The organism is Streptomyces griseoloalbus (genome assembly GCA_014650015.1).
Classification (GTDB): Bacteria; Actinomycetota; Actinomycetes; order Streptomycetales; family Streptomycetaceae; genus Streptomyces; species Streptomyces griseoloalbus.
On the sequence record BMUD01000012.1, the window covers coordinates 71,236 to 96,404 of the forward strand.

At 71.3% G+C, this 25,169-nt stretch carries 18 protein-coding genes; 4 read left to right on the forward strand and 14 right to left on the reverse strand.

Annotation, left to right across the window (positions count from 1 at the left end; all coding sequences use genetic code 11):
• Window positions 1-22: 22 nt before the first annotated feature.
• Both sucD and sucC read right to left on the reverse strand, forming a co-directional pair.
• A complete protein-coding gene (sucD, locus tag IE178_RS19290) occupies window positions 23-907 on the reverse strand; it encodes a succinate--CoA ligase subunit alpha (protein ID WP_193513176.1) in 885 nt (294 codons plus the stop codon).
• Between the two features lie 14 nt (window positions 908-921).
• Window positions 922-2,052 (reverse strand): ADP-forming succinate--CoA ligase subunit beta, encoded by a 1,131-nt coding sequence (sucC, locus tag IE178_RS19295; RefSeq protein ID WP_193513177.1) that lies wholly within the window; start codon window positions 2,050-2,052, stop codon window positions 922-924.
• A 190-nt stretch (window positions 2,053-2,242) separates the two neighbouring features.
• Here sucC and IE178_RS19300 point away from each other — a divergent pair, with 190 nt between their 5' ends.
• The 4 genes from IE178_RS19300 (at window position 2,243) to IE178_RS19315 (ending at window position 8,861) form a co-directional block, all read left to right on the forward strand.
• Entirely contained in the window at window positions 2,243-3,925 is a 1,683-nt protein-coding gene (locus IE178_RS19300; RefSeq protein ID WP_193513178.1) for a thiamine pyrophosphate-binding protein, read from the forward strand.
• A 10-nt stretch (window positions 3,926-3,935) separates the two neighbouring features.
• A complete protein-coding gene (gene frc / locus IE178_RS19305; RefSeq protein WP_268250067.1) occupies window positions 3,936-5,210 on the forward strand; it encodes a formyl-CoA transferase in 1,275 nt (424 codons plus the stop codon).
• Between the two features lie 4 nt (window positions 5,211-5,214).
• Window positions 5,215-7,359: an acetate--CoA ligase family protein gene (locus IE178_RS19310; protein ID WP_193513277.1), complete on the forward strand. Its 2,145-nt coding sequence runs from the start codon at window positions 5,215-5,217 to the stop codon at window positions 7,357-7,359.
• Between the two features lie 122 nt (window positions 7,360-7,481).
• Window positions 7,482-8,861 (forward strand): OFA family MFS transporter, encoded by a 1,380-nt coding sequence (locus IE178_RS19315; RefSeq protein WP_193513179.1) that lies wholly within the window; start codon window positions 7,482-7,484, stop codon window positions 8,859-8,861.
• Window positions 8,862-8,940: 79 nt separating this feature from the next.
• Here the strand turns inward: IE178_RS19315 and IE178_RS19320 are convergent, their stop codons facing one another.
• From IE178_RS19320 to IE178_RS19375, 12 genes are all read right to left on the reverse strand, one after another.
• Window positions 8,941-10,134, reverse strand: coding sequence for a sugar phosphate isomerase/epimerase family protein (locus IE178_RS19320; protein WP_193513180.1), 1,194 nt, complete (start codon window positions 10,132-10,134; stop codon window positions 8,941-8,943).
• A gap of 114 nt (window positions 10,135-10,248) precedes the next feature.
• Window positions 10,249-11,628 (reverse strand): alkaline phosphatase family protein, encoded by a 1,380-nt coding sequence (locus IE178_RS19325; RefSeq protein WP_193513181.1) that lies wholly within the window; start codon window positions 11,626-11,628, stop codon window positions 10,249-10,251.
• Window positions 11,625-12,794 (reverse strand): metabolite traffic protein EboE, encoded by a 1,170-nt coding sequence (eboE, locus tag IE178_RS19330; RefSeq protein ID WP_193513182.1) that lies wholly within the window; start codon window positions 12,792-12,794, stop codon window positions 11,625-11,627. Before eboE ends, IE178_RS19325 begins: the two co-directional genes overlap by 4 nt.
• 3 nt (window positions 12,795-12,797) lie before the next feature.
• On the reverse strand, window positions 12,798-13,688 hold the full coding sequence (locus tag IE178_RS19335) for a TatD family hydrolase (RefSeq protein ID WP_184763041.1): 891 nt from the start codon (window positions 13,686-13,688) through the stop codon (window positions 12,798-12,800).
• Window positions 13,688-14,461 (reverse strand): EboA domain-containing protein, encoded by a 774-nt coding sequence (locus IE178_RS19340; RefSeq protein WP_193513183.1) that lies wholly within the window; start codon window positions 14,459-14,461, stop codon window positions 13,688-13,690. Before IE178_RS19340 ends, IE178_RS19335 begins: the two co-directional genes overlap by 1 nt.
• Window positions 14,458-15,441 (reverse strand): sugar phosphate isomerase/epimerase family protein, encoded by a 984-nt coding sequence (locus tag IE178_RS19345; RefSeq protein ID WP_318280143.1) that lies wholly within the window; start codon window positions 15,439-15,441, stop codon window positions 14,458-14,460. Before IE178_RS19345 ends, IE178_RS19340 begins: the two co-directional genes overlap by 4 nt.
• A gap of 32 nt (window positions 15,442-15,473) precedes the next feature.
• Window positions 15,474-16,547, reverse strand: a complete 1,074-nt coding sequence (locus IE178_RS19350) for an SCO3242 family prenyltransferase (protein ID WP_184763039.1) — start codon at window positions 16,545-16,547, stop codon at window positions 15,474-15,476.
• On the reverse strand, window positions 16,544-17,704 hold the full coding sequence (locus IE178_RS19355) for an inositol-3-phosphate synthase (RefSeq protein ID WP_184763038.1): 1,161 nt from the start codon (window positions 17,702-17,704) through the stop codon (window positions 16,544-16,546). The genes IE178_RS19350 and IE178_RS19355 overlap by 4 nt, the downstream gene beginning before the upstream one ends.
• Window positions 17,705-17,825: 121 nt before the next feature.
• Entirely contained in the window at window positions 17,826-21,548 is a 3,723-nt protein-coding gene (locus tag IE178_RS19360) for a ThuA domain-containing protein (RefSeq protein ID WP_193513184.1), read from the reverse strand.
• A 261-nt stretch (window positions 21,549-21,809) separates the two neighbouring features.
• Window positions 21,810-22,808 carry a sugar phosphate isomerase/epimerase family protein gene (locus IE178_RS19365; protein ID WP_184763036.1) on the reverse strand — a complete coding sequence of 333 codons (999 nt, stop codon included), beginning with the start codon at window positions 22,806-22,808 and terminating at the stop codon, window positions 21,810-21,812.
• Window positions 22,809-22,823: 15 nt separating this feature from the next.
• Complete coding sequence (locus IE178_RS19370; RefSeq protein WP_193513185.1) at window positions 22,824-24,032, reverse strand: Gfo/Idh/MocA family protein; 1,209 nt, start codon at window positions 24,030-24,032, stop codon at window positions 22,824-22,826.
• Between the two features lie 79 nt (window positions 24,033-24,111).
• A complete protein-coding gene (locus IE178_RS19375) occupies window positions 24,112-25,158 on the reverse strand; it encodes a substrate-binding domain-containing protein (RefSeq protein ID WP_184763034.1) in 1,047 nt (348 codons plus the stop codon).
• Window positions 25,159-25,169: the final 11 nt, after the last annotated feature.

The following is a 25,169-nucleotide window of genomic DNA, read 5'->3' on the forward strand; positions in this document are numbered from 1 at the left end:
AAGGGGGACTTGGCGAAAGGGTTCAGCCGTCGGCGTTCAGGACGGCCAGCACCTGCTGGGCCGTCTGGGTGGGCGTGTCGCCCACCCTGACTCCGGCTGCCTCCAGCGCCTCCTTCTTCGCCTGCGCCGTACCGGAGGAACCGGAGACGATCGCGCCCGCGTGGCCCATGGTCCGGCCCTCGGGTGCGGTGAAGCCGGCGATGTAGCCGACGACCGGCTTGGTGACGTGGTCGCGGATGTAGGCCGCCGCGCGTTCCTCGGCGTCGCCGCCGATCTCGCCGATGAGGACGACGAGGTCCGTGTCGGGGTCGTCCTGGAAGGCGGCCAGGCAGTCGATGTGGGTGGTGCCGACGACGGGGTCGCCGCCGATGCCGACACAGGTGGAGAAGCCGGTGTCCCGCAGCTCGTACATGAGTTGGTAGGTGAGCGTGCCGGACTTGGAGACCAGTCCGATACGGCCCGGCTTGGTGATGTCGGCCGGGATGATGCCGGCGTTGGACTGGCCGGGGGTGATCAGGCCGGGGCAGTTGGGGCCGATGACGCGGGTGCCCTTGCGCCGGGCGTGGGCGATGAAGGCGACGGAGTCGTGGACGGGGATGCCCTCGGTGATGACGACCGCGAGGCCGATGCCTGCGTCGGCCGCCTCGGTCACGGCGGCCCTGGCGAAGGCGGGCGGCACGAAGACGACGGTGACGTCGGCTCCCGTCGCGTCCATGCCCTCGGCGACCGAGCCGAAGACGGGCACCCGGCGGTCGTCGAAGTCGACGCTGCGGCCGGCCTTGCGCGGATTGACGCCGCCGACGACGTTCGTGCCGGCCGCGAGCATGCGCCGGGTGTGCTTCATGCCCTCGCCGCCGGTCATGCCCTGGACGAGGACCTTGCTCTCCTTGGTGAGGTGGATGGCCATGTCGTCCGGTCTCCTCAGGGTGTGGTGGCGAGTCGGGCGGCCCGGCCGGCGGCGCCGTCCATGGTGGTGACCTGTTCGACGAGCGGGTGTGCGTACTCGTCGAGGACGGCCCGTCCCCGGGCGGCGTTGTTGCCGTCGAGGCGTACGACGAGCGGTTTGGTCAGGCGGACGGTGTCCAGGGCGCGGACGATGCCGTCGGCGACCGCGTCGCAGGCGGTGATGCCGCCGAAGACGTTGACGAAGACGCTTTTCACGGACGGGTCGGAGAGGATGACCGACAGGCCGTCGGCCATCACCTGCGCCGAGGCGCCGCCGCCGATGTCGAGGAAGTTGGCGGGACGGGCTCCGCAGCCGGCGACCACGTCGAGGGTGGACATGACGAGTCCGGCGCCGTTGCCGATGATGCCGACCTCGCCGTCGAGCTTGACGTAGTTGAGGCCCTTGGCGGCCGCGGCGGCCTCCAGCGGGTCGTGAGGGGTGCTGTGCTCGGCTCCCCAGCGTGCCTGGCGGAAGCTCGCGTTGTCGTCGAGGGTGACCTTGCCGTCGAGGGCCATGATCCGCCCGTCCCGGGTGCGGACGAGCGGGTTGACCTCGACGAGCAGGGCGTCCTCCCGGACGAGGACCTCCCACAGCCGCACGAGGACGTCGACGGCCTGCGGTGGCAGTCCGGCCGCCCCGGCGATACGGGCCGCCTGCGCCGGGGTGACGCCCTCGGCCGGGTCGACGGGGACGCGGGCCACGGCCTCGGGGCGGGTCGCGGCGACCTCCTCGATGTCCATGCCGCCCTCGGCGGAGGCGATCGCGAGGAAGCGGCCGGCCGCGCGGTCGAGGACGTAGGAGACGTAGAACTCCTCCTCTGTGTCGACGGGCTGGGCCAGCATCACCGTGCCGACCGTGTGGCCCTTGATGTCCATGCCGAGTATCTGGCGGGCCGTCAGTTCCGCGGCGGCCGGGTCGGCTGCGATCCTGACGCCGCCCGCCTTGCCGCGTCCGCCGGTCTTGACCTGCGCCTTGACGACGACGCGGCCGCCGAGCCGGCGGGCGATCCCACGGGCCCGTTGGGGCGAGTCGGTGACTTCGGCCCGCGGCACCACGATGCCGTGTTCCTCGAAGAGTTCCCTTGCCTGGTGTTCGTACAGGTCCATCTCGGCTCCTGTCTGCGAAGTCGCCGGAAGGTCCGAGGAGTGGCCGGAGGCCGACGACCGAAAAGTGCCGCGCACCCCCTGGACACCACCCATCGGATGCGGGATAACAAGCTTCATACAGTATTCGTCGACTGTATGCAATGTACTGCGAGAGCGTTCCCACCCCCTAGGAAGGGACAAGGACTTCGCCATGCCCGACGACACCCAGGACGTCATCTCCGGCGGTCATCTCGTCGCCAAGGCCCTGAAGGCCGAGGGCGTCGACCGCATCTACACGCTGTGCGGCGGCCACATCATCGACATCTACGACGGCTGCGTCGACGAGGGCATCGAGGTCGTCGACGTACGGCACGAGCAGGTCGCCGCCCATGCCGCCGACGGCTACGCGCGCATCACCGGCAAGCCCGGCTGCGCGGTCGTCACCGCGGGACCGGGGACGACCGACGCCGTCACCGGAGTCGCCAACGCCTTCCGCGCGGAGTCCCCGATGCTGCTGATCGGCGGTCAGGGGGCGCTGACCCAGCACAAGATGGGGTCCCTGCAGGACCTGCCGCACGTCGACATGATGAACCCCATCACCAAGTTCGCGGCGACCGTGCCGGACACGGCGCGCGCGGCGGACATGGTGTCGATGGCCTTCCGGGAGTGCTACCACGGCGCGCCCGGTCCCTCGTTCCTGGAGATCCCGCGCGACGTGCTGGACGCCAAGGTGCCCGTGTCCAAGGCGCGCGTGCCCCAGCAGGGCGCCTACCGGGCCTCCACCCGCTCGCCCGGTGACCCCGAGGCGATCGAGAGGCTCGCCGATCTGCTGGTGCACGCCGAGAAGCCGGCGATCCTGCTCGGCAGCCAGGTGTGGACGACCCGGGGCACCGAGGCCGCCGTCGAGCTCGTGCGCACCCTCAACATGCCCGCGTACATGAACGGCGCGGGGCGCGGCACGCTGCCGCCCGGCGACCCCCACCACTTCCAGCTCTCCCGCCGGTACGCGTTCTCCAACGCCGACGTGATCGTGATCGTGGGCACGCCCTTCGACTTCCGCATGGGCTACGGCAAGCGGCTCTCCCCCGACGCGACGGTCGTGCAGATCGACCTCGACTACCGCACCGTCGGCAAGAACCGCGATATCGACCTCGGCATCGTCGGTGACGCGGGGCTGGTGCTGAAGTCGGTGACCGAGGCGGCCTCGGGACGGGTGAACGGCGGTGCGTCCAAGCGCAAGGAGTGGCTGGACGAACTGCGCGCGGCCGAGCACACCGCTCTGCAGAAGCGGCTGCCGCAGCTCAGGTCGGACGCCTCGCCGATCCACCCGTACCGGCTGGTGAGCGAGATCAACGACTTCCTCACCGAGGACTCGGTCTACATCGGCGACGGCGGCGACATCGTCACCTTCTCCGGACAGGTCGTGCAGCCCAAGTCGCCCGGGCACTGGATGGACCCGGGACCGCTCGGCACCCTCGGCGTCGGTGTCCCCTTCGTGCTCGCCGCCAAGCAGGCCCGGCCCGACAAGGAGGTCGTCGCCCTCTTCGGCGACGGCGCCTTCTCCCTCACCGGCTGGGACTTCGAGACCCTGGTCCGCTACGACCTGCCGTTCGTCGGCATCGTCGGCAACAACTCCTCGATGAACCAGATCCGCTACGGCCAGGCCGCCAAGTACGGCAAGGAGCGCGAGCGGGTCGGCAACACCCTCGGCGACGTCCGGTACGACAAGTTCGCGCAGATGCTGGGCGGTTACGGCGAGGAGGTCCGCGACCCCGCCGACATCGGCCCCGCGCTGCGCCGCGCCCGCGAGTCCGGCAAGCCGTCCCTGATCAACGTCTGGGTGGACCCGGACGCGTACGCCCCCGGAACCATGAACCAGACGATGTACAAGTGAGGTGACCCCGGTGACCACCGAGACCGCCACGAACGCGCGCACCACCGACGCACGTCCCGCCAAGGCACTTGAAGGCATCCGCGTCCTGGACATGACGCACGTCCAGTCCGGGCCCTCCGCGACCCAGCTGCTGGCCTGGCTCGGCGCGGACGTCGTCAAGCTGGAGGCGCCGACCGGCGACATCACGCGCAAGCAGTTGCGCGACCTGCCGGACGTCGACTCCCTCTACTTCACGATGCTCAACTGCAACAAGCGGAGCATCACCCTCAACACCAAGACCGAACGCGGCAAGGAGATCCTCACCGAGCTGATCCGGCGCTCGGACGTCATGGTCGAGAACTTCGGTCCGGGCGCGGTCGACCGGATGGGCTTCACCTGGGACCGCATCCAGGAGATCAATCCACGGATCGTCTACGCCTCCATCAAGGGGTTCGGCGAGGGCCCGTACACCAACTTCAAGGCGTACGAGGTCGTCGCGCAGGCCATGGGCGGGTCGATGTCGACCACCGGCTTCGAGGACGGGCCGCCGCTGGCGACGGGAGCCCAGATCGGGGACTCGGGCACGGGTGTCCACGCCGTGGCCGGCATCCTCGCCGCCCTGTTCCAGCGGGAGCACACCGGACGTGGGCAGCGGGTGAACGTGGCCATGCAGCACGCGGTCCTCAACCTCTGCCGGGTGAAGCTGCGCGACCAGCAGCGCCTGGCACACGGTCCCCTCGCCGAATATCCCAACGAGGACTTCGGCGACGAGGTTCCCCGGTCCGGGAACGCCTCCGGCGGGGGCCAGCCCGGCTGGGCCGTCCAGTGCGCGCCGGGCGGTCCCAACGACTACGTGTACGTCATCGTGCAGCCCGTCGGCTGGAAGCCGCTGAGCGAGCTCATCGGCCGGCCCGAACTGGCCGAGGACCCGGAGTGGGCGACGCCGGGGGCCCGGCTGCCCAAGCTGAACAAGATGTTCCAGCTGATCGAGGAGTGGTCCTCGACGCTGCCCAAGTGGGAGGTGCTGGAGCGGCTCAACGCGCACAACATCCCGTGCGGGCCGATCCTGTCCACCAAGGAGATCATCGAGGACGGCTCGCTGGTCGCCAACGAGATGGTCGTCACCGTCCCGCACCCCGAGCGCGGCGAGTTCGTCACCGTCGGCAGCCCGCTGAAGCTCTCCGACTCCCCGGTGGACGTGAGCACTTCCCCGCTGCTCGGCGAGCACAACGAAGAGGTCTACGTCGGCGAACTCGGCCTCGGGGACGAGGAGCTGCGCCTGCTCAAGTCGAACGGAGTGATCTGACGTGATGGCCGAAGACCGGGCGCTGCGGGTACGCGCGCTGCTGGACTCGGTGCGCGCCGAGGGCCGCACCGCGCTCACCGCGCCCGAGGGGAAGCTGATCGCCGACGCGTACGGGATCGCGGTACCCGGTGAGGAACTGGCGACCGACGTCGACGAGGCCGTGGCGTACGCGGCCCGGTTCGGCGGGCCCGTCGTGATGAAGATCGTGTCGCCGGACATCCTGCACAAGACCGACGCCGGCGGTGTGATCGTCGGTGTGGAGGGCGCGACGGACGTGCGGGCGGCGTTCTGCCGGATCGTCGAGAACGCGCGGGCGTACGCCCCGGATGCGCGCATCGCGGGGGTGCAGGTGCAGGAGTTGCTGCCGAAGGGGCAGGAGGTCATCGTCGGCGCGGTCACCGATCCGACGTTCGGGAAGATCGTGGCGTTCGGGCTCGGCGGCGTGCTGGTCGAGGTGCTCAAGGACGTCACGTTCCGCCTGGCGCCCGTGGACACCGACGAGGCGCTGTCGATGCTGGACTCCATCCGGTCGGCGGAGATCCTGCGGGGTGTGCGCGGCCAGGAGGGCGTGGACCGGTGGGCGGTCGCCGAGCAGATCCGCCGGGTGTCGCAACTCGTCGCGGACTTCCCGGACATCGCCGAGGTGGACCTCAACCCGGTGATCGCCACGGCGGACGGAGCGGTCGCGGCCGACATCCGGGTGATCCTCTCCACCGAGAAGAGGAAGGAGCGGCGGCGCTACTCGCGCGAGGAGATCCTCGCCTCCATGCGGCGGCTGATGCAGCCGCGCTCGGTCGCGGTGATCGGCGCCTCGAACGAGTCCGGCAAGATCGGCAACTCGGTGATGCGCAACCTCGTCGACGGGGGCTTCGCCGGGGAGATCCATCCGGTGAACCCCAGGGCCGATGACATTCTGGGCCGCAAGGCGTACAAGAGTGTCACCGACGTTCCCGGTGAGGTGGATGTGGCGGTCTTCGCGATCCCCGCCAAGTTCGTGGCCTCGGCGCTGGAGGAGGTGGGGCGCAAGAGGATCCCGAACGCCGTGCTCATCCCCTCCGGGTTCGCGGAGACCGGTGAGCACGAACTCCAGGACGAGATCGTGGCGATCGCCGAGCGGCACGGCATCAGGCTGCTGGGGCCCAACATCTACGGCTACTACTCGACGTGGCAGGACCTGTGTGCCACGTTCTGCACGCCGTACGACGTCAAGGGCGGGGTCGCGCTGACCAGCCAGTCGGGCGGCATCGGGATGGCGATCCTGGGCTTCGCGCGGACGACGAAGACGGGTGTGTCGGCGATCGTCGGACTGGGCAACAAGTCGGACCTGGACGAGGACGACCTGCTGACCTGGTTCGGGGAGGACCCGCACACCGAGTGCATCGCGATGCACCTGGAGGACCTCAAGGACGGGCGCGCGTTCGTCGAGGCCGCGCGGGAGACCGTGCCGAAGAAACCGGTCGTGGTCCTGAAGGCGGGGCGCACGGCGGCGGGCGCGAAGGCCGCGGGCTCGCACACCGGCGCCCTGGCGGGCGACGACGCGGTGTACGACGACATCCTGAAGCAGGCGGGCGTCATCCGGGCGCCGGGTCTGAACGACATGCTGGAGTACGCGCGCGCCCTGCCGGTGCTGCCCACTCCGCGGGGCGACAACGTGGTGATCATCACCGGGGCCGGCGGCAGCGGGGTGCTCCTGTCGGACGCGGTGACCGACAGCGGGCTGTCGCTGATGGAGATCCCGGCCGACCTGGACGCGGCGTTCCGGGAGTTCATCCCGCCGTTCGGGGCCGCGGGCAACCCGGTGGACATCACCGGCGGGGAGCCGCCGTCGACGTACGAGGCGACGATCCGGCTGGGCCTCGAGGATCCACGCATCCACGCGCTGGTGCTCGGCTACTGGCACACGATCGTCACTCCTCCCATGGTGTTCGCCGAGCTCACCGCGCGGGTGGTGGCGGAGTTCCGCGAACGGGGGATCGCCAAGCCCGTGGTGGCCTCGCTCGCGGGGGACGTGGAGGTCGAGGAGGCGTGCCAGTACCTCTTCGAACGCGGGGTCGTGGCGTACCCGTACACCACCGAGAAGCCGGTGGCCGTGCTGGGCGCCAAGTACCAATGGGCGCGGGCCGCGGGGCTGTTGGGGGGCGGCTCATGAGGTGAGGCGGCGAGGGACCGGCCGACGGTGCGCGTCGGCCGGCCCCGGGGACCCACGCGCGCACGAAAGGCATTGGACAGGGGGCGCTGGCCAGAACTTTCGACGCAAGGGGTGCAAACTACATGACAACCACCGATGTCACACAGGTCGCCACCTACCGGGAGGTGACCGACAGGAACGGACGCGTCTATCGCGTGGGCGAGTCCGACATCGACATCATGGGACGCAAGCGCAAGTGGATGGTGATCCTGCCCTGGGTCGGCATGATGGGCATCTCCTCCGCCGAGTACGCGTTCGCGTCCGCCGAGGACACGCTCCACGAGGCCCACCACTGGTCCAGCGGCAGCATCTACTGGATGATGACCGCCTGGATCTTCTGCCAGGCCGCGGTCGCCTTTCCGGCGGGGCGGCTGCGTGAGAACGGCAAACTGCCCGCGCGAGGGGCGATGATGCTGGGCTCGGCCGGCACGCTGCTCGGCTATCTGTCGCTGGCGTTCGCGCCGCATGTCGCGCTCGCCTTCATCGGGTTCGGCGTGTTCAGCGGCATGGGCGCGGGCATGGTGTACGCGACCTGCGTCAACATGGTCGGCAAGTGGTACCCGGAGCGCAGGGGTGGCAAGACCGGCTTCGTCAACGGCGGTTTCGCCTACGGCTCGGTGCCGTTCGTCTTCATCTTCCACGGCTACATGGACGGCTCCAACTTCCGCTGGGTACTGATCTCGGCGGGTGTCTTCCTCGCCGCGACGGTGGCGCTCGCCGGCTTCTACTTCCGGGACCCGCCGAAGAACTGGTGGCCCGCCTCCGTCGACCCGCTGAACCCGCCGGACGACCCGCGGGCCCGGCGTTCGCTGGAGAAGAACCCACCGGCCGTCAAGCAGTACTCCCCGCTGGAGGCCTGGAGGACCGGCCGGGTGGCGCTGATGTGGTTCTGTCTCGCCTGTACCTCCGGCGTGAACATCTTCGGCATCGCCTTCCAGGTCGACATCGGTGAGGAAGCGGGCTTCGCGGCCGGCATCGTGGCCACCGCGATGTCGCTGAAGGCGATCGTCAACGGCACCGGGCGCGGCGTCATCGGGTGGCTCTCCGACCTCTACGGCCGCAAGCGGTGCCTGCTCTACGTGTGCGCGATCCTGGGCCTCGCCCAGTTCGGCATCATCTGGTCGGCCGAGATCGCGAACCTGCCCCTGTTCCTGCTCTTCTCCGCCGTCTCCGGGTTCGGCGGCGGAGCCATCTTCCCGATGTTCGCGGCGCTGACGGCGGACTACTTCGGCGAGAACAACAACGCCACCAACTACGGGATGGTCTACAGCTCCAAGCTCGTCTCCGGACTGGGCGCGGGCATGGGGGCCGTGGTCGTCGGCGCCTGGGGCTACAACGGCGCCTTCACCCTGGCGGGCTGCATCTCGATCTTCGCCGGTTTCGTGGCGCTGTTCCTGCAACCACCGGGACGCTCGAAGGACAAGCGCGTCACGCCCAACCCCCGTCCACTCGGCGAGGGATGACCTGACGGAGCTTTCCTCGCACGGACCGGGCGGCCCCTCCCGCACCCCGCGGGAAGGGCCGCCCGGTCCGTGGTCCGGGTCAGTGGCGCCGCTTGCGCAGGGCCGCCAGGTTGTCGTAGCTGATCTTCGCCTCCCGCAGCGACTGCGCGGGATCGGTGGCGCTCGGCGAATTGTCGTCCTCGATCATCGGGTTGTGGTAGTTCCGCTGCCCGACCCGTGAGAAGAACGTCGTGTAGTCGATGACGCCGGTACCGAAGGGCACCATGTCGTAGCCCATGCCGTTGGTCGTGCTGACGACGCCGTCCTTGGCGTGGAACAGCGGGTAGCGCCGGTTGTTGCGGGCGACCAGGCCGGCCGGGTCGAAGACGTTCTTCCGGGTGGAGCCGTCGTGTGCCGTGTACGTGTGGAACTTGTACTGGGCGACGTGCGCCCAGAAGATGTCCATCTCCAGCCAGACGGCCTTCGGGTCGGTGACCTTCAGGAAGTACTCCAGCTTCCGGATTCCGGAGCTGCGGGTCGGCCGGCCCTGGTCGTCCAGCGGGCCGCCGTCGAGCAGGAAGCCGTAGGCCCCGTCGTGGTTGTGGGTGTAGAGCTTGATGCCCTCGCGCTGGGCGATCTCACCCAGCGCGTTCCACTTGTCGGCGGCCACGTCCCAGTCGGCGCGGTAGGAGCTGCCGGTGGGGTCTCCACCGGTGCCCATGTGCGCCATGCCGAGGATGTTGGCGATCTCCAGGTGCTTCTTGAAGGTGTCCAGGTCCGCCGTGGTCAGCGGCCAGGACGGCGGGATGAAACCGTGGTTGCCCTGCGCGCGCAGGCCGTATTCGTTGAGCCAGGAGCGCAGCAGCTTGGCGCCCTCGACGGATTCCAGGCTGGCGCCGCCGGGCGCGTTCGCGTGCTGGCGGTAGCCGGCGAACTCCACCTGGCTGTAGCCGTGGCGGGCCAGCTGCTTGAACACCTCGCGGAAGCCGGAGGGCAGGTCGGTGGCGAGGGGGTCGCGGCCGGTGGCGTCGCGGACGGTGTAGAGGATGATGCCGCGCTTGTGCGGCGGGACGAGAACCTGCCCGCCGCGCCCGTGGTCGCGGTCTCTGCCGTGCTCCTGGGCGAGGGCCGGGGCGGCGCCGAAGACCGGGGCCGCGACGGCTCCGGCCGCCACGGCGGTGCAGGTGCTCAGGAAACGGCGCCGGTCCACGCCGAGGGTGCGGCGCAGTCCCTCGTCCGGGGCGTCGGAGGCGGTGGCGGCCTCGGTGCGGGAGGGGTCGGAGTACAGGGTCACGGGTGCCTGCCTTCTCGGTCGTGGCCGGTCCCGGTGCCGCTGGGACCGGCCGTTGTCAGTGCCGTGTGTTTCACTCTCAGTAGTCGGATCTCGGCGGCCGTGCATGGTGGTGCGTCAGCCGAGACCGGCCAGCTGGAGCAGGATTTGTTTGACGTCGGTGGCCGCGACGCGGTCACCGACAGCGCGGGGGGTGGAGCAGATGAGGAGCGGACCGTCGTCGTCGCTCGCGGGGAGGCGGCCGTGGCTGCCTCGAATAGGTGAGGCGTCCAGGGGCACGACCGCCATGCGGTAGCGCATGCCGAGCTTCTTGCGCGCCAGCGCGGTGGCCGCCTTGACCTTGACGTACGGGTCGAGGGGATCCATGAACAGTTCGACCGGGTCGTAGCCGGGTTTGCGGTGGATCTCGACGAGCTGCGCGAAGTCGGGCGCGCGGGCGTCGTCGAGCCAGTAGTAGTACGTGAACCAGGCGTCGGGTTCGGCGACGGCGACCAGTTCGCCGGCGCGCGGATGGTCGAGGTGGTGGGTCTTCTTGCCCTCGTCGTCGAGGAGCTGCTCGATGCCGGGCAGCCCTTCGAGGGCCGCGCGGGTGGCGTCGAGGTCCTCGGGGCGGCGCACATAGACGTGGGCGATCTGGTGGTCGGCGACCGCGAAGGCGCGGGAGGCCATCGGGTCGAGGTACTCCATGCCGTCCTGGGTGTGCACCTCGAGGAGGCCCGCACGGCGCAGGGCGCGGTTGATGTCCACGGACCGGTTCACACGGGTGATGCCGTACTCGGACAGGGCGACGACGGTACGGCCCTCGGCGCGGGCGTCGTCCAGGAGCGGGGCCAGGGCGGCGTCCAGGTCGGCTGCCGCCTTGAACGAGCGCGGGTCGTCGGGGCCGAAGCGCTGCAGGTCGTAGTCGAGATGAGGGAGGTAGCACAGCGTCAGATCGGGGTGGCGGGTCCGCATGATGTGGCGGGTCGCGTCGATGATCCATTGGCTGGAGACGAGGTCGGCACCCGGACCCCAGAAGTGGAACAGGGGGAACGTGCCGAACTTCTCGGTGAGTTCGTCGTGCAGCGCGGCCGGGCGGGTGTAGCAGTCCGGTTCCTTGCGGCCGTCGGCGTAGTAGACCGGGCGGGGGGTGACGGTGATGTCGGTGTCGGCGCCCATGGCGTACCACCAGCAGATGTTGGCGACGGTGTAGCCGGGGTGCGCGCGGCGGGCCGCGTCCCAGAGTTTGTCGCCGGAGACAAGGCCGTTGTGCTGCCGCCACAGCAGTACGTCGCCGAGTTCGCGGAAGTACCAGCCGTTGCCGACGATGCCGTGTTCCGACGGCATGGTGCCGGTGAGGAAGGTGGACTGGGCGGCGCAGGTGACGGCGGGCAGGACGGTGCCGAGTGGGGCGCGGGAGCCGGACTGGCCGAGTGCCCTGAGGCGGGGCATGTGGTCGAGGAGACGGGGGGTGAGGCCCACGACGTCGAGGACGAGCAGGGGGGTGGGGTCGCTCATGGGAGTTCCTTCAGGCCGAGGTCCGTCAGCAGGTCGCGGGCCAGGGAGAGTTCGGCGGCGATGCCGTCGGCGAGCTGGCCGCGGCCGCGCGGGCGCAGTTCGGGCGGGAGCGCCTGCCAGGTGTAGGTCTCGACCTCGAGGTGGCGGGTGAGCGGGTGCGGGCCGCCGACCAGCCGGGTCAGGACGGACTTCAGGACGGGCAGCGTGGAGGTGAGGGGCGCGGTGGGGGACGCGTGCAGCGGGACGTGGAAGTGGGCTCGCCAGGGCGCCCCGTCGGGCAGGGTGTCGCCGGCCAGTGCCTCGTCGAGGTCGTCGGTGCCGCGCAGACCGGCCGCGGTGGACGTGCGGGTCTGGTGCAGGAAGCGGGGCTCGGCGAAGGCGGCGAGGGCCTCACGCACCTCGGGGAGGTGGGGCTGCTCGGCGTGGAGTGCGGCGGAGAGCTGGGACTTGACCACGGGCACGCCGGCCCGGGTGAGGTCGTCCAGGGCGGTGTGCGGGTCTTCGAAGGAGGTGGCGAGGTGGCAGGTGTCGACACAGATGCCGACGCGGTCGTGGGCGATCGCGGTGAGCGGGGCGATGGCGTCCCGGGTGGTCTCGACGACGCAGCCGGGTTCCGGCTCAAGGGCGACGCGGATGGAGCGTCCGGTCAGTTCCTGGAGTGCGTCGAGGCGTTCGGCGAGGGTGCGCAGGGCGGTGCGGGCCGTCTCCGCGCGCTGCTCGTCGTAGGCGGTGCGCCAGGCCAGCGGCAGGGTGGAGATGCTGCCGTCGGCGACGTCGTCGGGCAGCAGTCCGGCGAGGACGCGGGCCAGGGCGGTGGTGTGTTCCAGGCGTTCGGGATCGGCCCAGTCCGGCTTGTAGACGCGGTACTTGACCTCCTCGGCACCGAAACCCTCGTAGGGGAAACCGTTGAGTGTGACGACCTCGAGGCCGCGCCGTTCGAGCTCGCAGCGCAGTCCGCGCAGGGCGGACGGGTCGGTGACGAGGGCGTGCGCGGCGTCCTTGGCGAGCCACAGGCCGATGCCGAGCCGGTCGCGGCCCAGGCGGCGGCGGACGGGTTCGCAGTGGTCGCGGAGCTGGGCGAGGACGCCGTCGAGGGTCTCGGCGGGGTGGACGTTGGTGCAGTAGGCGAGGTGGACGGTGGAGCCGTCGGGGTGGCGGAAGCGCATGGCTCACGCCTCCGTGTCGGGGACGCCGGCCGGCCGGGGCTCGTCTCTCGGTACACCACGCAGGATGGAGTTGCCCTCGTGGGTGGCGTCGGTGGCGGTCACGTCGAGGTCGAGGCGACCGCTGAGTCCGTAGAAGGCGACGGGGTTGCGCCACAGCACCCGGTCGACGTCGTCCTCGGTGAAGCCCTCGGCGAGCATCAGGTCGGCGACCTTGCGGGTCTTCAGTGGATCGCTCTTGCCCCAGTCCGCGGCGGAGTTCACCAGGACCCGCTCGGGCCCGTGGTCGCGCAGGATGGCGACCATCCGCTCCTCGTCCATCTTGGTGTCCGGATAGACGGAGAAGCCGAGCCAGCAGCCGCTGTCCTTGGCCTCCTTGACGGTGGTCTCGTTGAGGTGGTCGACCAGCACGCGGTCCAGCGGCAGCGCGGACTCACGGACCACGTCGAGGGTGCGGCGCAGCCCGGCGAGCTTGTCGCGGTGCGGGGTGTGCACCAGCGCGGGCAGCCCGTGGTCGGCGGCGAGCTGGAGCTGGGCGGCGAAGGCGGCGTCCTCGGCGGGGGTCATGGAGTCGTAGCCGATCTCGCCGACGGCCACCACGTTGTCCTTGACGAGATACCGGGGCAGTTCGTCGAGGACGGGCGTGCAGCGCGGGTCGTTGGCCTCCTTGGGGTTGAGGGCGAGCGTGCAGTGGTGGGCGATGCCGTACTGGGCGGCGCGGAAGGGTTCCCAGCCGAGGAGGGAGTCGAAGTAGTCGAGGAAGGAGGCCGGGGAGGTGCGGGGCTGGCCCAGCCAGAAGGCGGGCTCGACGACGGCGCGGACACCCGCGGCGTACATGGCCTCGTAGTCGTCGGTGGTGCGCGACGTCATGTGGATGTGGGGGTCGAAGATGCGCATCAGGACTCCTTGCCGTGGGGGTCGTCCGTGCCGTGCGCCGGGGTGGCGGCGGACTCGGTCAGGGCCAGAACGCGGCGCAGGTCCTCCGGGACGGGGCGGCCGGCGGCGGTGCGTTCCTCGGCGTAGTCGCCGAGCATGCGGGCGAGTTCGCCGTCTCCCCGGGCGCGCCGGGCCAGGTCCGCCACGTGGTCGAGGCCGACGCCGGTGAAGAGGCACTTCAGTACGGCGTGCCGCCAGGCGTGGGCGTCCAGGTGACGGGCGCCGTAGGGGCCGAGGGCGGCGGCGACGAGCCGGGTGTCGTTGGTGCGCAGGGCGTCCTCGATCAGCGGGAGGGCGTCGGGGCCGGTCAGGAGGTGCGGCAGGGCGTGCAGGACGGCACGGCGTTCGTCGGCGGTGCCCTGGAAGTAGACCCGGGTGAGCGCGTCGGCGTCGGCGTGGGCCGTGTGCAGGATGAGGACGCGGGCGGCGTCGGCGTGGACGGGGCCGCAGCGGCGGCCGGCCTCGGCCAGGCGCAGCTCCCACACGGAGATGGGTCCGTGGGCGCCGGGATGCGCCGATGCCTCGTCCAGGGCCTGGTCGAGCCAGGCGCGGGCGGCTCCGTCCAGGAGCTCGGTGAGCCGGCGGCGCAGTTCGGCGGGCGGGGTGAGGGCGGGAGTGGTGCCCTGGGCGGCGGTGGGGCCGTCGGCCGCCTCCGCTCCCGAGGTGTGAGCGGTCGCCTGGACGCCGGCTGCGTCTGCCTCCGGGGTGGCCGGGGTGGCACGGGGGCGCGTCATGGGGTGCTGCTCCCTTCGGGGGTGGCGGAGGGATCGCCGTGCGGGGCGGCGGGGACCGAGGAGGTGGAGGCGGGTGCGGGTGCGGCGAACGCCGCGGCCTGGGTGGCGGCGTGGCGGAGGAAGGGGAGGGAGTGGGCGGCGAAGTGCGGGCCCGCGTGGGAGTGGCGGGGCAGTTCGACGACGGTCAGGCCCTGGTATCCGGTGGCGGCGAGGGCCGCGAGGACGGGCGGGAAGTCCATCTCGCCGTCCCCGAAGGGGAGGTGTTCGTGGACGCCGCGGCGCATGTCCTCGATCTGGACATGGCGCAGCCAGGGGGCCGCGTCGCGTACGCAGTCCGCGGGAGGGAGGGGTTCGAGGCACTGGCAGTGGCCGAGGTCCAGGGTGAGGCCGAGGGGCCCGGGGTCGCCGAGCGTGCGGCGCAGGTGGTGGAAGTCGGCGAGGGTGGCGAGGAGGTGACCGGGTTCGGGTTCGACGGCGAGCGGGACGCCGGCGGTGCCGGCGGCGTCCAGGACGGGGGTGAGCGCCTCCGTGAGGCGCTTCCACGCGGTGTCCTCGTCCGTGCCGTCGGGGACAATCCCGCTGAAGCAGTGCACGGCGTGCGCGCCGAGGTCGGCGGCGACCCGGACCGCCCGCAGGAGCAGGTCGACGCGGCGGGCGCGGTCGTCCGGGTCGGGGTCCAGGAGCGAGGGGCCGTGCTTGCGGCGGGGGTCGAGCACATAGCGGGCACCGGTCTCGACGGTGACGCCCAGACCGAGCGCGTCCAGCCGGTGCGCGACCCGGCGGGTGCGGGCGGCGAGGTCCGGGGCGAGCGGGTCGAGGTGCATGTGGTCGAGGGTCAGTCCGACACCGTCGTAGCCGAGGTCGGCGAGCAGGCCGAGGGCGTCGTCGAGCCGGAGGTCGGCGAGTCCGTTGGTGCCGTAGCCGAAGCGGAGAGAGGGCGGGGAGACGCCGTCCGTGTTCGGTCGCAGGCCCGTGGCCACGTCCCCGTTCGGCCCCGGGTTCGGGTGTCGGCTCACGTGATGCTCACCTTCCTCATGCCGGCCCTCCTCGCGAACATCCGGCCGGCCGGGGCCAGGGCCGCGACCAGGAGGGATGTGGCGGCCGCGCCGGAACGGGCGGCGAGTGCGGCCTGGAGCGGGATCGTGGCCCGGATGCCGCCACCGACGGCGCGTTGGGTGAGCGGGGGCGAGGGGTTGAGGGCGGCGTGGAAGTAGGGGCGGGCGGCCGTGGCGGCGTAGGCGGCGGCCAGGGCGGTGGTGAGGGCGCCGGTGACCCCGGGCGGGCCCTCGGCCGGGCTGGGACCCGGCAGGCCGGGGGCGGCTGCTGCCCGTCGGCCTGCCGGGAGTCGGGTGCGGCGATGGGTGATCAGCCGCGTCAGCACTCCCGTCGTGGCGAGGGCCGCCAGCGGGACCAGGGCCGAGCCGCCGCCGGTCTCCCGGCGGGACACGGCCGTGACCGCGAGGGTGTGGCTGCCGAGCAGCGCGGCGGAGGGCAGTGCCGCCCGGGTGCCGCCGCTCGTGGCGGCCGCGCCCAGGAGCAGGTCCAGTCCGCGGGCGGTGGCCATGGCCGCGGGACCGGCGGCAGTGTGCTTCAGCGCCAGGTCGTAGGCCCAGACGGTCGCCGCCAGCGGCGCGGCCACGGCGAGCGCGGGCCGACCGGCACGGGCGGCGAGCACCAGACCGGCCCCGGTGAGGCCACAGGCCGCGGCGAGGGCGGCGGCGGGGCGGATGCGACCGGAGGGGAGCGGGCGGTGCGGGCGTTCCAGGGCGTCCTCGGCGCGGTCCGCCCAGTCGTTCAGGGCCATGCCGGCCTCGTACAGGCACAGGGATGATCCGATGGCGAGCAGGGTGCGGGGCCCGGGGCGCGCGCCGACCGCCGCCGCGCCGGCCAGGGCGTCGCCGGGGACGGTGAACAGCGCGGGCAGGCGCAGCAGTTCGGCCCAGGCGCCCGCGCGGTCGGAGTGGGGACGGGGTGTGTGGGGCGCGGCACCGCCGGGGGCCGATGCGGCGTCCTCGGGGGCCGGGCCCGCCGCCGTTCGCCCGGTCGGCGCGGGCGTGACCTGCGCCCCGGCGACCGTGCGGCTCACCGCTGCGCCCCGCGACCGTCGGCGCCGTCCCGCAGTCGCCCGGCGAAGTGCCTCAGCTCCGCGTACTGCTCGGCCAGTGACGACGGGCCGTCCCCGACCGGGTCCTTGAAGTAGAAGCCCAGTTCGCCCAGCGGACCGGACAGGCCCCTCTCCCGGGCACGGGCGACCAGCCGGGCCAGGTCGAGAACGAGCGGGGCGGCGAGCGCCGAGTCGCAGCCCTGCCAGATGGTCTGCAGGATCATGCGGGAGCCGAGGAAGCCGTCGAAGGCGATGTGGTCCCAGGCCGTCTTCCAGTCGCCGAGCGCGGGCACGTCGTCGATGTGGACCTCGCCCTCGGGGGCGGCACCGAGGGTGTCGACGAGGACGCGTTCCTTCCCGGCGTTCTTGGCGGCGGCGGCCGCGGGGTCGGCGAGGGCGGCACCGTCGCCGCCGCCCAGGAGGTTGGTGCCGGACCAGGCGCGCACCGTCAGCGCCCGCTGGGCGAACATCGGGCCGAGCACCGAGCGCAGCAGGGTCTGGCCGGTCTTGCCGTCGCGGCCCGCGTAGGGCAGACCGGAGGCCTCGGCCAGCGGGGCCAGCGCCGGGTGGTGCAGTCCCGTCGAGGGGGTGAAGTTGACGTAGGGGCAGCCGGCGCGGAGGGCGGCGGCGGCGTACAGGGAACTGGCGGGGAGTGCGGAGCCGACGGGCGCCGGTTCCGTGGAGGCCACGTTCACCACCACCGTGCCCTCCAGCCCGCACCGGGTGATGAAGTCGCGGATGTCCGAGGCGAAGGCGGCGATCAGTTCCTCTTCGCTGCGGGTGTCCCCGGCGGCCGGACCACCGGGCCGGATCTCCCGGTCGGCGGCGTCGAGTTCGGCCGCGACGGCGGACGGCAGACCGGGCGGCAGCACCCCGCCGGCCGCGAGTGCCTCCGCGCGTTTGGGCAGCGGGCAGTCCAGGGTGTCGTGGCCGCCGAAGACGAGGGAGGACAGGGCCGGCAGGCCGGAGTCGGCGAAGACGGGGTCCTCGGTCACCATGCCCGTCGGCGGGTGCAGTCCGGCGGTCATGGCGGCGCATCCCGCCACCACGGTGGTGGCGACGGATCCGCGCGCCCCGATGAGCCAGACGCCGTAGCGCGGGGCCGGGGAGGGGGTGGGGAGGGACGGTTCGGCGGACATGGGCAGCCTCCTTGTCGTACGCGAACCCGGTGCGAGTGCCGGATGGGGACGAGCGGGGCGCCGGGCGCGGGGCCCGGCGGGACGGCGGGCGGAGGTCCGGCGTCCTCCGCCCGCCGCCGTTCTAGTCGCCCTGTGCGGGCAGTTCCTTCAGCTGGATGTTGCGGAAGGAGACCTGGTCGTCGGCGCCGTGGTTCTGGAGGCCGATGTGGCCGTCCGTCAGGCTCCGCTCGGGGTCCTTGTTGGTGAAGTCGTTGATCTTGACTCCGTTGAGGAACACCTGGAGGCGTTCGCCCTGGACCTTGATCTCGTAGGAGTTCCACTGGCCGGGCGGGCGCAGGACCTGGTCACGGGCCTTGATGTTCGCCGACTTGAAGGAGTAGACGGAGCCCGTGGTGCGGTCGGGCGCGTCCGTGGCGTCGATCTGGATCTCGTAGCCCTTGTTCACCGCGGACCAGGGGTCGTCGGAGGCCGGGAAGCCCACGAAGATCCCGGAGTTGTCGTCGCCCCGCATCTTCCAGTCGAGCTTGAGGGAGTACGACTTCAGCTCCTTGGCCTGGTACCAGAGCAGGCCCATGCCGCCCTCGGTCTCCAGGGTGCCGTCCTTGACGTCGAACGTGCCGGGGCCTGCCTGCTTCCAGCCGTCCAGGGTCTGGCCGTTGAAGATCTCCCGGTAGCCCTTGCTCGGCTTGCAGTCCGCCTTGACCTGGCCGGTGGCGTACTGCAGACCGCCGAGCAGATGGGCGCGGAAGGCCTCGTCGGCGTAGGACTCCTTGGTGTGGCCACCGCCCGTGTAGAACGAGCGGCCCCCGCCGTAGCTCTGGCACCAGGCGATCGGGTGGTCGCCCTTCATGGTGCCGCCCTGGTAGGTGGTCTCGTCGAGAGTGGCGAGGACCTTGGCCTGCTCGCGCGGGTTGGTGCGGTAGTTGTACCACTCGTCGGTGCGCTCCCACGCCTCGTCCAGGTGCGCGGTGGACGGGTGGTCGTGGTCCTCGACGCGCACGGTGGCCTTCTGGATGGCCGGGTGCGAGTCGAAGTAGGCGCCGACGAGACCGCCGTAGAACTTCCAGTCGTACTCGGTGTCGGCGGCGGCGTGGATGCCCACGTAGCCGCCGCCGTTCTTCACGTAGTTCTCGAACGCCTTCTGCTGGTCGGCGTCGAGCACGTCACCGGTGGTGGACAGGAAGGCCACGGCGTCGTACTTGGCGAGGTTGGCCGTGGTGAACTGTCCGGCCTCCTCGGTGGCGGTGACCGAGATGCCGGCCGGGGCGCCGAGCTCCTTCAGGGCGGCGATGCCGGCCGGGATGGAGTCGTGCCGGAAGCCCGCCGTCTTGGAGAAGACCAGGACCTTCTTGCCGGCCTTGAACGGCTCCTTGGAGAACTCGAAGTCGTCCACGTCGTACAGCGCGCCGTCGCCGCCCCTGAACACCAGGTAGATGTCCGTGGTGCGCTTCGGCAGGGACCGCAGGGGCACGTCGACGTTCTGGAACGTGTCCCAGCCGCCGGTCGGCGGGATGTACGCCGAGCCGTGCAGCGGGCCGTCGGGCGAGCCGGTGCGCAGTTCGACGAAGCCGCCGGCGCCACCGGAGGAGGCGCGCACGGTCATCTTCTTCTGACCGTCGAAGCGGTAGGGGCTGAAGGAGATCCAGTCGCCGTCGTTGATGTCACCGACGGTCTTGCCGCCGTTGGCGCCGGTCTTGTCGTACGTCTGAACGCCCGACTGGGTGGTGAAGTGCTCGGCCTGGCGGTGCAGCGGCTGGACCACGGTGCGCGCGGTGCCGGTCAGGGTCTCCTGGCCGTTCGCCCCGCCGTCGGTGTAACTGGCGCCGACGACGCCGTAGATGTTGGCGTTGGGGTCGTGACCGCCGTCTCCGGCGGGCGGCTTCAGAGTGCCCTCACAGCCCATCTCGCTGGTCAGCTCGTGGGCGTGGGAGTCGTGGCCGAGGCTGTAGGCGACCTTGACCTTGGAGCAGTCGACGGTCTCCTCGGGGTCGGTGACGGTCACCTTGAACGGCACGGGCTCACCGAAGGCGGCCAGGCTGCCGTTGCCGGGGACGTCGATCCTCACCTTGGGCTCGGTGTTGCCGACCACGATCCGGGCGCTGGCGTTACCGGTGTTGCCCTCGGCGTCCTTCGCGGTGAAGGTCGCCGTGTAGGTGCCGATCTTCTTGTACGTGTGGGTGGGGGTGAGTCCCTCGCCCTTGGTGCCGTCGCCGAAGTCCCAGCTGTAGGTGAGGTCCGGGGAGTCGGCGTCCTTGACGGTGGCGGTGAACTTGACCTTCAGGCCGGCCGCGCCCGAGGTCTTGTCGGCGCTCACCTCGGCGATCGGGGAGAAGCCGTCCTCGGCGTTCTCGATCCGGTACAGCGCGGAGTTCTCGTCGCCCTGGAACCAGGAGACGCCGTAGTCCAGGACGTAGAGCGCGCCGTCGGGCCCGAACTCCATGTCCATGATCTGGGTGCCGGTCCACGGGAAGTCGTTGATCTTCGCGACGGAGCCGTCTTCGCCCTGCTCGATGCGCTTGATCCAGCGGCGGCCGAACTCACCGGCGAAGAAGTCGCCGTCGTACGCCTCGGGGAACTTCACACTGGAGTCGAGCTCGGGGTCGTAGCGGTAGACCGGGCCGGCCATCGGGGACTCGGAGCCGCTGCCGAACTCGGGCACGGAGTCGCCGTCGTACGGGATCCAGGCGGCCTGCGCGGGCGGCAGGTCGACGAGGCCCGTGTTGTGGGGCGAGGTGTTCCTGGGGGCGGCGCAGTCGAACTTCTCACCGGAGACCTTGGTCGCGAAGTCGTAGTCGACGTAGGCGTCGTTGTCGCCGGTGCAGAACGGCCAGCCGAAGTTGGCGGCCTTGGTGACCTTGGCGAACTCGACCTGTCCCGCCGGGCCCCGGTTCGGGTCGGCGGCACCGGCGTCGGGGCCGTAGTCGCCGACGTAGACGATGCCGGTCTTGTCGTCGACGCTTATCCGGAACGGGTTGCGGAAGCCCATCGCGTAGATCTCGGGACGGGTCTTGTCGGTCCCGCGGGCGAAGAGGTTGCCCTCCGGGACGGTGTACGAGCCGTCCTCGGCGACCTTGATGCGCAGGATCTTGCCGCGCAGGTCGTTGGTGTTGCCGGCGCTGCGGCGGGCGTCGAAGGCCGGGTTGCGGTCCGGCCGCTCGTCGATCGGCGTGAAGCCGTCGGAGGCGAAGGGGTTGGTGTCGTCGCCGGTGGACAGGTAGAGGTTGCCCTCGGCGTCGAAGTCGATGTCGCCGCCGACGTGGCAGCAGGTGCCGCGGGAGGCCGCGACGTCCAGGACCTTCTTCTCGCTGGCCAGGTCGAGCGTGCCGTTGGCGTTGAGGACGAAGCGGGACAGGCGGTTGACGCCGTCGAACTTCTTGAAGTCCTCGGCGGTGCCGGTCTCCGGGGCGTCGCCCGCGGGGGTGTCGAGCGGCGGGGCGTAGTAGAGGTAGATCGCCCGGTTGTTCTTGAAGTCCGGGTCGATGCCGACGCCCTGCAGGCCCTCCTCGTCATGGCTGTAGACGGGGATCTTGCCGGCGACCTTGGTGACGCCGCCCTGGTCGGTGAGGCGCAGCGTGCCGTCGCGCGAGGTGTGCAGGACGCTGCGGTCCGGGAGCACGGCGAGCGACATCGGCTCGCCCGTCTCGGGCTCGCCCTTGGCGAGCGGTACCTGCTGGAACTGCCCCTCGGCGGCCGCCGGGTCGTCGTGCTCCGGGTGGCCGGGGTGGGCGCCGGCGACGGTCGCCGGGGTGCCCACGGCCAGCAGCAGGCCGGTGAACAGGGCGAGGGTGGTGCGAAGCCTGGGACGCCTCGTGGTCGTGGTGCTTTTGAGTCTGGTTCTGTGCACGAAGTCCCTCCGGGAACGGGATGGGCCGTACGGGTGGGTGCGAAGGCGGCGAAGCGGGCGCCGGGGTGCGCCGTCACCCCGGAGGCGTGGGTGTCCTGAACACTTCAGGGACGGTAACCGCGTTCTTCCGGGGCGAACACCCCTTGGATCAAGACCGGTTCAATCTTTTTCCCAATGCAGGACAAAGCGGTATCCGGGCAGGCCGGACCGGGGGCCGGCGGACGTACCGGCCCCCGTTCCCGACCTGCGGCCGGGCGCGACTCAGCTGTTGAACGCCGCGTCGAAGGACGCGCTGGGCGGCTCGAAGTCGTACGCCTTCAGGCGGGTCAGCGCCTCGGGGGCGCCCTGGAGCCGGTCCATGCCGGCGTCCTCCCATTCGACGGAGACGGGGCCCTGGTAGTCGATGGAGCGCAGCATGCGGAAGACGTCCTCCCACGGCACGTCGCCGTGGCCGGCGGAGACGAAGTCCCAGCCGCGCCGGGGGTCGCCCCAGGGCAGGTGGGAGCCGAGGCGGCCGTTGCGTCCGTCGAGGCGCTTGCGGGCCTCCTTGCAGTCGACGTGGTAGATCCGGTCGCGGAAGTCCCACAGGAAGCCGACCGGGTCGAGGTCCTGCCACACGAAGTGGGAGGGGTCGAAGTTGAGGCCGAAGGCCGGCCGGCGGTCGACCGCGTCCAGGGCGCGGACGGTGGTCCAGTAGTCGTAGGCGATCTCGCTGGGGTGGACCTCGTGCGCGAACCGCACTCCCTCGGCGTCGAAGACGTCCAGGATGGGGTTCCACCGCTCGGCGAAGTCCTCGTACCCCCGCTCGATCATCGACTCGGGCGCGGGCGGGAACATGGCGACCAGGTGCCAGATGGCCGAGCCCGTGAAACCGATGACGGTGTCGACGCCGAGGAGGGCCGCGGCGCGCGCGGTGTCCTTGATCTCGGCGGCGGCCCGCTGCCGTACGCCCTCGGCCTCGCCGTCGCCCCAGATCCGGGCGGGCAGGATCGCCTGGTGGCGTTCGTCGATGATGGCGTCGCACACCGCCTGCCCGACCAGGTGGTTGGAGATCGCCCAGCACTTCAGGCCGTACTTGTCGAGGAGCTGGTGGCGGCCGGCGACGTAGGACGGGTCGGCGAGCGCCTTGTCCACCTCGAAGTGGTCGCCCCAGCAGGCGAGTTCGAGGCCGTCGTAGCCGAAGTCGCGGGCGAGTCGGCAGACCTCCTCCAGCGGCAGGTCCGCCCACTGTCCGGTGAACAGCGTGAAGTTGCGCGGCATCCGTATCCGTCCTCCTCAGGCGGCGATCGGTGTGTAGACGGAGTTCTTCTCTGCGCTCTCCTCCACCGCCGCGAGGACGCGCTGCACCTGCAGCCCGTCGGCGAAGGAGGGTTCGGGGGTGCGGCCCTCGGCGACGGCGTGGACCAGGTCGCGGGCCTGGTGCACGAAGGTGTGCTCGTAGCCGAGGCCGTGGCCCGGCGGCCACCAGCCCTCGAGGTAGGGGTGGTCGGGTTCGGTGACGAGGATGCGGCGGAAACCGGCGTGCGTCGCGGGCTCGGTGCCGTCGTGGAACGACAGCTCGTTGAGCCGCTCCAGGTCGAAGGCGAGCGAGCCGCGCTCGCCGTTGAGTTCGATGCGCAGGGCGTTCTTGCGTCCGGTGGCGTACCGGGTGGCCTCGAAGGAGGCGAGGGCGCCGGAGGTGAAGCGGCCGGTGAACAGGGCGGCGTCGTCGACGGTGACCTCTCCGGTGCCGGCCGCGGTGACGGCGGCCAGGCCGGCGCTGGGCGCGGTGGGCAGGGGCCGCTGCCGTACGAACGTCTCGGTGAGCGCCGAGACGCCCGCCAGCCGCTCCCCGGCCAGGTACTGGGCCAGGTCGACGATGTGCGCGCCGAGGTCGCCGAGCGAGCCGGATCCGGCCTGCTCGCGGCGCAGCCGCCAGGTCAGCGGGAACGCGGGGTCCACCAGCCAGTCCTGGAGGTAGGCCACCCGCACGTGCCGCAGTGTGCCGATCCTGCCCTCGGCCACCATCCGCCGGGCCAGCGCGGTGGCGGGGACCCGGCGGTAGTTGAAGCCGACCATCGCCAGCTGGCCGCGTGCCGCCGCCTCTTCGGCGGCGCGGGTCATGGCCGCGGCCTCCTCGACGGTGTTGGCGAGGGGCTTTTCGCACAGCACGTGCTTGCCCGCGGCGAGCGCGGCGAGCGCGATCTCGGCGTGGCTGTCGCCGGGGGTGCAGATGTCGACGAGGTCGATGTCGTCCCGTTCGACCAGGGCGCGCCAGTCCGTCTCGGTCTCCGCCCAGCCGTGCCGGTCGGCCGCCGCGCGCACGGCGTCGGCGTCCCGGCCGCAGATCACGGCCAGTTCGGGGCTCAGCGGCAGGTCGAAGACGCGTCCCGCGGTGCGCCAGCCCTGGGAGTGGGCGGCACCCATGAAGGCGTAACCGACCATGCCGACGCGCAGCGGTGGCTTCCCCGTTTTTGCACCTTCGGACTGCTGCGGCTGTGCCATACGAATGTCCTCCTCGTCGTCGTGGCGGGCGGGGTGGGTCCCGCCCGGTGGGCTGGTCAGGCCCGTGGGGCGGGGCCCCTCACTTGAACCCGGTGGGCATGTACTGGTCCACGTTCTCCTTGTCGACGACGGCCGAGTAGCAGGTCACCGTCGAGGGGATCTCGAACTCGGCGAGGCCGCCGATGCCCTTGCCCTGGCCGAGGGCGCGGGCGAGGTCGATCGCGGACGCGGCCATGGTCGGCGGGTACAGGACGGTCGCCTTCAGGACACCGTTGTCGGCCTTGATGGCCTCGAAGGCGGCGAGCGCGCCGGCGCCGCCCACCATCAGGAACTCGTCGCGACCGGCCTGTTCGATGGCGCGCAGCGCGCCCACGCCCTGGTCGTCGTCGTGGTTCCACAGCGCGTCGATCTCCGACTGCGCCTGGAGCAGCTGGGCCATCTTGGCCTGGCCGGACTCGACGGTGAACTCGGCGGCCTGCCGGGCCACCTTCTTGATGTTGGGGTAGTTCTTCAGCGCGTCGTCGAAGCCCTTGGTGCGCTGCTGGGTGAGCTCCAGGTTGTCCAGCCCGGCGAGTTCGACGACCCGGGCGTTCGGCTTGTCCTTGAGCTTCTCGCCGATGTAGTGACCGGCGTTCAGGCCCATGCCGTAGTTGTCGCCACCGACCCAGCAGCGGTAGGCCTGCGGGGTGTTGAAGATCCGGTCGAGGTTGACCACCGGGATGCCGGCCCGCATCGCCTTCAGCCCGACCTGGGTGAGCGCCTTGCCGTCGGCCGGCAGCACCACCAGGACGTCGACCTTCTTGTTGATGAGGGTCTCGATCTGGCCGATCTGCTGGGCGGTGTCGTTGGAGCCCTCGGTGATCTCCAGGGTGACGTCGGAGTACTTCTCCGCCCGCTTCTTGGCGTTGTCGTTGATGGCGTTGAGCCATCCGTGGTCGGCCTGCGGTCCCGCGTAGCCGATGGTGACCGGCTTGCCGGGCTTGTCGTCGGCGGCGGGCTGGTCGTTGGCGGCCGGCTCGTCGGCGCTGGACTCGTTGCTCGTGCACCCGGTGACGAGGGCACCGGCGGATACGGCGGCCGCTCCGAAGAGCAGCCCTCTGCGGCTCGTGAAAGGCGTCTGTGGCATGGCGGTGAACC

What these genes read in the sequence shown, in the direction of transcription:
- IE178_RS19365 (WP_184763036.1), bottom strand. Translation starts at nt 22,808, where the DNA reads ATGCCGCGCAACTTCACGCTGTTCACCGGACAGTGGGCGGACCTGCCG.
- IE178_RS19335 (WP_184763041.1), bottom strand. Translation starts at nt 13,688, where the DNA reads ATGCGCATCTTCGACCCCCACATCCACATGACGTCGCGCACCACCGAC.
- IE178_RS19355 (WP_184763038.1), bottom strand. Translation starts at nt 17,704, where the DNA reads ATGTCCGCCGAACCGTCCCTCCCCACCCCCTCCCCGGCCCCGCGCTAC.
- IE178_RS19325 (WP_193513181.1), bottom strand. Translation starts at nt 11,628, where the DNA reads ATGAGCGACCCCACCCCCCTGCTCGTCCTCGACGTCGTGGGCCTCACC.
- eboE (WP_193513182.1), bottom strand. Translation starts at nt 12,794, where the DNA reads ATGCGCTTCCGCCACCCCGACGGCTCCACCGTCCACCTCGCCTACTGC.
- IE178_RS19315 (WP_193513179.1), top strand. Translation starts at nt 7,482, where the DNA reads ATGACAACCACCGATGTCACACAGGTCGCCACCTACCGGGAGGTGACC.
- sucD (WP_193513176.1), bottom strand. Translation starts at nt 907, where the DNA reads ATGGCCATCCACCTCACCAAGGAGAGCAAGGTCCTCGTCCAGGGCATG.
- IE178_RS19310 (WP_193513277.1), top strand. Translation starts at nt 5,215, where the DNA reads ATGGCCGAAGACCGGGCGCTGCGGGTACGCGCGCTGCTGGACTCGGTG.
- IE178_RS19300 (WP_193513178.1), top strand. Translation starts at nt 2,243, where the DNA reads ATGCCCGACGACACCCAGGACGTCATCTCCGGCGGTCATCTCGTCGCC.
- IE178_RS19375 (WP_184763034.1), bottom strand. Translation starts at nt 25,158, where the DNA reads ATGCCACAGACGCCTTTCACGAGCCGCAGAGGGCTGCTCTTCGGAGCG.
- sucC (WP_193513177.1), bottom strand. Translation starts at nt 2,052, where the DNA reads ATGGACCTGTACGAACACCAGGCAAGGGAACTCTTCGAGGAACACGGC.
- IE178_RS19370 (WP_193513185.1), bottom strand. Translation starts at nt 24,032, where the DNA reads ATGGCACAGCCGCAGCAGTCCGAAGGTGCAAAAACGGGGAAGCCACCG.
- IE178_RS19340 (WP_193513183.1), bottom strand. Translation starts at nt 14,461, where the DNA reads ATGACGCGCCCCCGTGCCACCCCGGCCACCCCGGAGGCAGACGCAGCC.